Genomic DNA, 406 nt, shown 5'->3' on the forward strand with positions numbered 1-406 from the left:
GGAGTCGGTCATGCGGTGCTCAGACCCCGGCCTTCGCCATGATCGACCTCGGCCGCAGGTAGAACGCCCACGTCACGGCGAGGCACACGCCGTAGAAGATCGTGAAGACCACGAAGGCGCTCTTGACCGCGTCGACCGGATCGGCGATCCACGGGGCGCTGAACGTGATCGGGATCAGGAACCCGCCGAGGGCGCCGATGGCACCTGCGATGCCGATGACGGCCGATGCCTCCTTGGTTCGACCGTCCCTCGGTCGCGATTCGCTCGGGTGTGCCGTCGGCACCTGCCCGCCGGGCGTACGTCTTCCAGATCAGCGGGATCATCCGGTACGTCGATCCGTTGCCGATGCCCGTCGCGGCGAACACGAGCAGGAACGCGGCCAGGAACCACGGGAAGATGCCGGAGT

Annotated in this window: 1 protein-coding gene; it reads right to left on the reverse strand. The window is 67.2% G+C overall.

Translation table 11 applies throughout. The annotated features are described in order from the left end of the window. Window positions 1–19 precede the first annotated feature (19 nt). Complete coding sequence (locus tag LPA41_RS41290; protein WP_229076954.1) at window positions 20–283, reverse strand: hypothetical protein; 264 nt, start codon at window positions 281–283, stop codon at window positions 20–22. Window positions 284–406 lie beyond the last annotated feature (123 nt).

The organism is Actinoplanes sp. DH11 (assembly GCF_020873875.1).
In the GTDB taxonomy this organism is placed as follows: Bacteria; Actinomycetota; Actinomycetes; order Mycobacteriales; family Micromonosporaceae; genus Actinoplanes.